This window comes from Porticoccus sp. (assembly GCA_023261185.1).
Taxonomy (GTDB): domain Bacteria; phylum Pseudomonadota; class Gammaproteobacteria; order Pseudomonadales; family Porticoccaceae; genus Porticoccus; species Porticoccus litoralis.
The window spans coordinates 1-6747 of the sequence record JALRJN010000083.1; the positions used below are offsets into that span (position 1 = coordinate 1).

The following is a 6747-nucleotide window of genomic DNA, read 5'->3' on the forward strand; positions in this document are numbered from 1 at the left end:
CGAGAAGGCCTAGTTTTTTATTGCTATTGCCCATTGGGGGTAATAGCGGGGAGCCGAAGACGGGTTTTACCCTGAGGCGTTAACACCCATCTAAGGAGAAATCAAATGGCAAAGAAGATCGAGGCTTACATTAAGCTTCAGGTTGCCGCCGGACAGGCAAACCCCAGTCCGCCGGTCGGTCCCGCGCTGGGTCAGCACGGTGTCAACATTATGGAGTTCTGTAAAGCGTTTAACGCACAGACCCAGAGCCTGGAGCAGGGTGCGCCGGTTCCTGTTGTGATCAGCGTATACAGCGATCGCAGCTTCACCTTTACCATGAAAACACCGCCGGCTTCTTTCCTGTTGAAAAAAGCTGCCGGTATCAAGAGTGGTAGTGGCCGTCCGAACACGAACAAAGTTGGCAAGGTCACCCGCGCTCAACTGGAAGAAATTGCCACCGCTAAAAAACCTGACTTGACTGCCGCCGATATGGACGCAGCAGTTCGCACGATTGCTGGATCAGCGCGTGCGATGGGTCTTGATGTGGAGGGGCTGTAAATGGCTAAGTTGTCCAAGCGTCTTCGCGCGATCAATGAAAAAGTTGTTAATGGCAAACAGTATCCGATTGCTGATGCCATTGCTCTGCTGAAAGAAATTTCCACGGTTAAATTTTCAGAAACCGTTGATGTGGCGATTAATCTGGGTATTGATCCGCGCAAATCTGACCAGAACGTTCGTGGTGCCACCACGTTGCCGAACGGAACCGGTAAAACGGTTCGCGTTGCCGTGTTTACTCAAGGTGAAGCTGCTGAAGCTGCTAAAGCCGCAGGTGCCGACCTTGTGGGTATGGAAGATCTGGCAGAACAGGTCAAGGCCGGTAACATGGACTTTGACGTAGTTATCGCTGACCCTGCCGCTATGCGAGTAGTGGGTCAGTTGGGCCAGGTGCTCGGCCCCCGTGGCCTGATGCCCAACCCGAAAACTGGAACAGTAACTCCCGACGTTGCAACCGCTGTTAAGAATGCAAAAGCTGGTCAGGTGCGTTTCCGCGCTGATAAAAACGGCATCGTGCACGGTGGTATTGGCAGCATCTCTTTTGAGCCCACGGCTCTGAAAGAAAACCTGGAAGCGTTGCTGGCTGACCTCAAAAAAGCCAAGCCTGCATCAGCCAAGGGTGTGTACCTGAAAAAAGTAACCCTCTCCACCACCATGGGGCCGGGTGTGATTATTGATCAGGCCTCTCTGGAGAGCTGATCCCGAACCTGACGGTTCGAACAAACTTTGGGGTCTGGGTCGCGGTTAAGTAGTACGCACCCGGGCCGTCAAAGACCGTAGGTGCCTCCGGGTCTAATGGTTCTTTTAAGCCTTCGGGCTGTAGTTGAAGGAAACGCCTACGCAGACGGTGTGACCCAGTTCAGTATTCTTTTGACTGGATTTGATCACCGAAACGGCATCAGTCGATGTTTGATTGATGTTTAACCAGTTGGCCCTCCTTCGGGGTGGTCAATTAAATCCAGGAGATAATCTCGTGGCATTGAATCTCGAAGACAAAAAAGCGATTGTCGCTGAAGTTAACGAGACTGCTGGCAATGCATTGTCACTGGTAATCGCTGACGCTCGCGGCGTCAATGTGACAGATATGACTGAGCTCCGTGCCAAGGCTCGCGAACAAAAAATCGACCTGCGTGTTGTGCGTAATACCCTCGCCAAACGCGCTTTTGAAGGTACCGATTTTGAGTGCGTGTCCGACGTGCTGACCGGTCCGTCACTGTTCGGTTTCTCGATGGAGGATCCGGGTGCCGCGGCACGCCTGTTCAAAGAATTTGCAAAAACAAATGACAAATTCGAGATCAAGGCGCTGTCCGTCAGCGGACAACTGTTGGATAAAGCGCAAGTTGATGTACTCGCTAATCTGCCGACCCTTGAGCAAGCGCTCGGTCAGTTGGTCAGCGTGATGATCGCACCGGTTTCCAAGCTGGTTCGTACCCTCAACGATGTGCCTTCCAAAGTGACTCGTGTTGTAGCGGCTGTTCGCGACCAGAAGCAGGAAGCTGCTTAATTCGTGACATCGTTTATTTAAACTTATTTTTTATCAGGAGATTGAGTCATGGCTCTATCAAAAGATGACATTTTGAATGCAATTGCTGAAATGAGTGTTATGGATGTTGTAGAACTCGTTGAAGCAATGGAAGAAAAATTCGGCGTATCTGCCGCTGCGGCTGTTGCCGTTGCTGCTGCTCCTGCTGCTGGTGGCGAAGCTGCTGCAGCTGAAGAACAAACCGAGTTTGATATCGTTCTGAGCGCTGCAGGCGAGAAGAAAGTCAACGTGATCAAAGCAGTTCGCGGTCTGACTGGTCTGGGGCTGAAAGAAGCCAAAGAACTTGTTGATAGTGCTCCTTCTACTCTGAAAGAAGGCGTTTCTAAAGACGAGGCTGAAGCAGCCAAGAAAGAACTGGAAGAGGCTGGCGCAACTGTCGAACTTAAATAAGTTCGACGTGCTAGACGCGCTGGTTGTCTGATTAATTGTCAGACATGGGCTGGCGGGCTTTTGCCCGCCGGCCTTTTCCCGCTTATGGCAGGTCCATTAAGCGGGTTCAAAAAAAGCCCTATTGTCGCTATGACATGCGGGCAATCAGCCGCAAGGCTGAACAATGCTGAATGGTCTGCCTGACCAAGTGAACGTGCTGGGGAAAATGATGGCTTACTCATACACTGAGAAAAAACGCATTCGCAAGGATTTTGGCAAATTGCCACAGGTAATGGATCTGCCTTTCCTTCTTGCGATTCAGCTCGACTCCTACCGAAATTTCACGCAGATGGGTGTCTCCGCCGAAGAGCGGATGGATGCCGGTTTGCATGCCGCATTTAATTCCGTGTTCCCGATTGTCAGCTACTCTGGCAATGCGAGTCTTGAATATGTCGACTATGTCCTCGGCAAGCCGCTCTTTGATGAGGAAGAGTGTAAGCTGCGCAGCGTAACCTTTGCTGTGCCTCTGCGAGTCCGCGTGAGACTGGTTATTTACGACAAGGACTCTGCCAACAAGGCGATCAAGGACATCAAGGAACAGGAAGTCTACATGGGGGAAATTCCCCTCATGACCGATAACGGTACCTTTATCATCAATGGTACCGAACGGGTTATCGTTTCCCAGCTGCACCGTTCGCCAGGTGTTTTCTTCGATCACGATAAGGGCAAAACCCATTCCTCGGGAAAACTGCTGTATAGCGCGCGGATTATTCCCTACCGTGGATCCTGGCTGGATTTCGAGTTTGATCCCAAAGATCTGCTCTACGTACGTATTGACCGTCGCCGCAAACTGCCGGCGACCATTTTGCTGCGTGCGCTCGGTTACAGCTCTGAAGAAATGCTGGAAATGTTCTTTGAAACCAGCAAGTTCAACTTTGCCGATGACGGCACGTACAGTCTGGACCTGGTGCCTTCTCGCCTGCGTGGTGATATCGCAGCCTTTGATATCAAGGGTAAGGGCAACAAGGTTATCGTGGAAGAAGGCCGCCGTATCACGGCACGCCATATCCGTGACCTGGAAAAAGACAACATTAGCAAGCTGGAAGTCCCTGCGGACTACCTGTATGGCCGCGCCCTTGCAAAAGACCTGATCGATGCCGATACCGGTGAGTTGTTGCTGGAATGTAATACTGAAATTACCGCTGAGGTGGTAGAACAGCTGCGCGCTGCAGGCATGAAGTCAGTAGAAACCATCTATACCAATGACCTGGATTGTGGTTCCTTTATTTCAGACACCCTGCGCAGTGACAGCTCGCGTACCCAGCTGGAAGCATTGGTTGAAATCTACCGCATGATGCGCCCGGGTGAGCCGCCAACCAAGGAGTCTGCAGAGAACCTGTTTAACAACCTGTTCTTCAGCCTAGAGCGTTATGACCTGTCCGCAGTAGGACGTATGAAGTTCAATCGTCGCCTCGGTCGGGAAGATGAAGCGGGTGAAGGCACCCTGAGCCGTGAAGATATTGTCGATGTGGTGAAGGTGCTGCTGGATATTCGCAACGGTAAGGGTGTTGTCGATGATATCGACCACCTGGGTAACCGTCGCATCCGTTCTGTGGGTGAAATGGCAGAAAACCAGTTCCGTATTGGTCTGGTACGTGTTGAGCGCGCGGTCAAAGAGCGCCTGTCGGTGGCTGAGTCCGAAGGCCTGATGCCTCAGGATCTGGTGAATGCCAAGCCGGTTGCCGCTGCCATGAAAGAGTTCTTCGGTTCCAGCCAGCTGTCTCAGTTTATGGACCAGAATAACCCGCTGTCCGAAGTGACCCACAAGCGTCGTGTGTCTGCATTGGGCCCGGGCGGTCTGACCCGTGAGCGTGCCGGCTTTGAGGTGCGCGACGTACACCCCACCCACTATGGTCGGGTGTGTCCAATTGAGACCCCTGAAGGTCCGAACATCGGTCTGATCAACTCGCTGGCCGCCTATGCGCGCACCAACGACTACGGTTTCCTGGAAACGCCTTACCGCAAGGTCGTGGATCGCAAGGTTACCGACGACATTGAATACCTGTCAGCCATCAACGAAGCTGGATTCATCATCGCGCAGGCTTCCGCTTCCGTGAACGACAAGGGCGAGCTTTGTGATGAGCTTGTCAACGTGCGTCACATGGGTGAATTCACCGTAAAGCCGCCGGAAGAGGTCCATTACATGGACGTCTCTCCACAGCAGGTGGTTTCGGTGGCAGCATCACTGATTCCGTTCCTGGAGCACGATGATGCGAACCGTGCATTGATGGGTTCCAACATGCAACGTCAGGCGGTGCCTACGCTGGTGGCAGAAAAGCCGCTGGTCGGTACTGGCTTTGAGCGTTATGTTGCATCTGACTCCGGTGTCTGCGTGGTCGCCCGCCGCGGTGGCGTGATCGAGAGCGTTGATGCCAGCCGTATTGTAGTGCGCGTCAATGACGACGAAGTGGAAGCGGGCGATGCCGGTGTGGATATCTATAACCTCACCAAATACACCCGTTCCAACCAGAATACCTGTATTAACCAGCGTCCGATTGTGTCTCTGGGGGACAATATTGCCCGTGGCGATATCCTTGCCGATGGCCCGTCTGTGGATATGGGTGAGCTGGCGCTGGGTCAGAACATGCGCATCGCCTTTATGCCCTGGAATGGTTACAACTTTGAGGACTCCATTCTTATCTCGGAGCGGGTAGTTCAGGAAGACCGTTTCACCACCATTCATATTCAGGAACTGACCTGTACTGCTCGCGACACGAAGTTGGGCGCAGAAGAGATCACTGCTGATATTCCCAATGTTGGTGAAACTGCCCTGTCCCGTCTGGATGAGTCCGGTATTGTCTACATCGGTGCGGAAGTGTCTGCTGGCGATATTCTGGTTGGTAAGGTGACGCCCAAAGGTGAAACCCAGCTGACACCAGAAGAAAAACTGCTGCGTGCCATCTTCGGTGAAAAAGCGTCCGACGTGAAAGATACATCGCTGAGAGTGCCCTCAAGTACCAAGGGTACCGTTATCGATGTGCAGGTCTTTACCCGCGATGGCCTGGAAAAGGATCAGCGCTCCCTGCAGATTGAAAAAGCGGCTCTGGATCAATATCGCCAGGATCTGAACGATGAATACCGCATCATGGAAAATGCCACCTTTGAGCGTCTCTGTGCAGCGCTGGTAGGCAGTGAAGTGGTCAAGGCCCCTGGCCTGAAGAAAGGTGATGCCCTGACTGCGGAAATTGCTGAAGCATTTACCGGTGAAGAGTGGTTCAAGCTGCGCATGGCTGATGATGCGCTCAATGAGCAACTGTCTCGTGCGGAAGAGCTTCTGGCGGAACGTCGTAAAATTCTTGACGAGCGCTACGAAGACAAGAAAGGCAAGCTGCAGAGCGGCGACGACCTGGCGCCTGGTGTGCTGAAAACGGTCAAAGTTTATCTGGCCGTGAAACGCCGTGTGCAGCCCGGTGACAAGATGGCCGGACGTCACGGTAACAAGGGTGTGATCTCCGTGATTATGCCGGTGGAAGATATGCCCTACGACGAAAACGGCGTGCCCGTTGACGTGGTGCTGAACCCACTGGGTGTACCCTCGCGGATGAACGTAGGTCAGATTCTGGAGACTCATATGGGTCTCGCCGCCAAAGGACTGGGCGAAAAGATCGACCGCATGGTGCAAGAGGAAAGAAAGATTTCCGAAGTTCGCGAGTTCCTGGACAAGGTCTACAGCGTAGGTGTTGGCACCAAGCCGGTCGAACTGAAGAAGCTGACGGACAAGGAAGTGACCGCTCTGGCACAAAACCTGCGCAAGGGTGTGCCCATGGCTACGCCGGTGTTTGACGGTGCCAAGGAAGAGGAAATCAAGGCGTTGTTAGAGCTGGCCGATCTGCCTGAGAGTGGTCAGATGACACTCTACAATGGCCGTACCGGTGACAAGTTTGAGCGCCCGGTGACCGTTGGTTACATGTACATGCTGAAACTGAATCACCTGGTGGATGACAAGATGCATGCTCGTTCCACCGGTTCTTACAGCCTGGTAACGCAACAGCCGCTGGGTGGTAAAGCCCAGTTTGGTGGTCAGCGCTTTGGTGAGATGGAGGTTTGGGCGCTGGAAGCCTATGGCGCCGCCTACACGCTCCAGGAGATGTTGACAGTGAAATCCGATGACGTGAACGGTCGTACCAAGATGTACAAGAACATCGTGGACGGCGATCACCGTATGGAGCCCGGTATGCCCGAATCCTTCAACGTACTGGTGAAGGAAATCCGCTCGCTGGGTATCAACATCGAGTTGGAAA

The 6747-nt window shown here is 53.0% G+C and carries 5 protein-coding genes; all 5 read left to right on the top strand.

Annotation, left to right across the window (positions count from 1 at the left end; all coding sequences use genetic code 11):
• Positions 1–105: 105 nt before the first annotated feature.
• Entirely contained in the window at positions 106–537 is a 432-nt protein-coding gene (gene rplK / locus ACYZYZ_RS07930) for a 50S ribosomal protein L11 (protein ID WP_305171169.1), read from the top strand.
• On the top strand, positions 538–1233 hold the full coding sequence (gene rplA, locus ACYZYZ_RS07935) for a 50S ribosomal protein L1 (RefSeq protein WP_305171170.1): 696 nt from the start codon (positions 538–540) through the stop codon (positions 1231–1233).
• Between the two features lie 274 nt (positions 1234–1507).
• Positions 1508–2038 carry a 50S ribosomal protein L10 gene (gene rplJ / locus ACYZYZ_RS07940; protein WP_305171171.1) on the top strand — a complete coding sequence of 177 codons (531 nt, stop codon included), beginning with the start codon at positions 1508–1510 and terminating at the stop codon, positions 2036–2038.
• A 48-nt stretch (positions 2039–2086) separates the two neighbouring features.
• The gene (rplL, locus tag ACYZYZ_RS07945; RefSeq protein WP_305171172.1) at positions 2087–2467 is read left to right on the top strand and encodes a 50S ribosomal protein L7/L12; all 381 of its coding nucleotides are present in this window, start codon (positions 2087–2089) and stop codon (positions 2465–2467) included.
• 208 nt (positions 2468–2675) lie between these two features.
• The coding region (rpoB, locus tag ACYZYZ_RS07950; RefSeq protein WP_461483875.1) for a DNA-directed RNA polymerase subunit beta at positions 2676–6747 on the top strand (4072 nt) is incomplete at its 3' end.

Bases quoted from the DNA above. Each gene is read 5' to 3' on its own strand.
- rplK (WP_305171169.1), top strand. From the start codon at position 106: ATGGCAAAGAAGATCGAGGCTTACATTAAGCTTCAGGTTGCCGCCGGA.
- rplA (WP_305171170.1), top strand. From the start codon at position 538: ATGGCTAAGTTGTCCAAGCGTCTTCGCGCGATCAATGAAAAAGTTGTT.
- rplL (WP_305171172.1), top strand. From the start codon at position 2,087: ATGGCTCTATCAAAAGATGACATTTTGAATGCAATTGCTGAAATGAGT.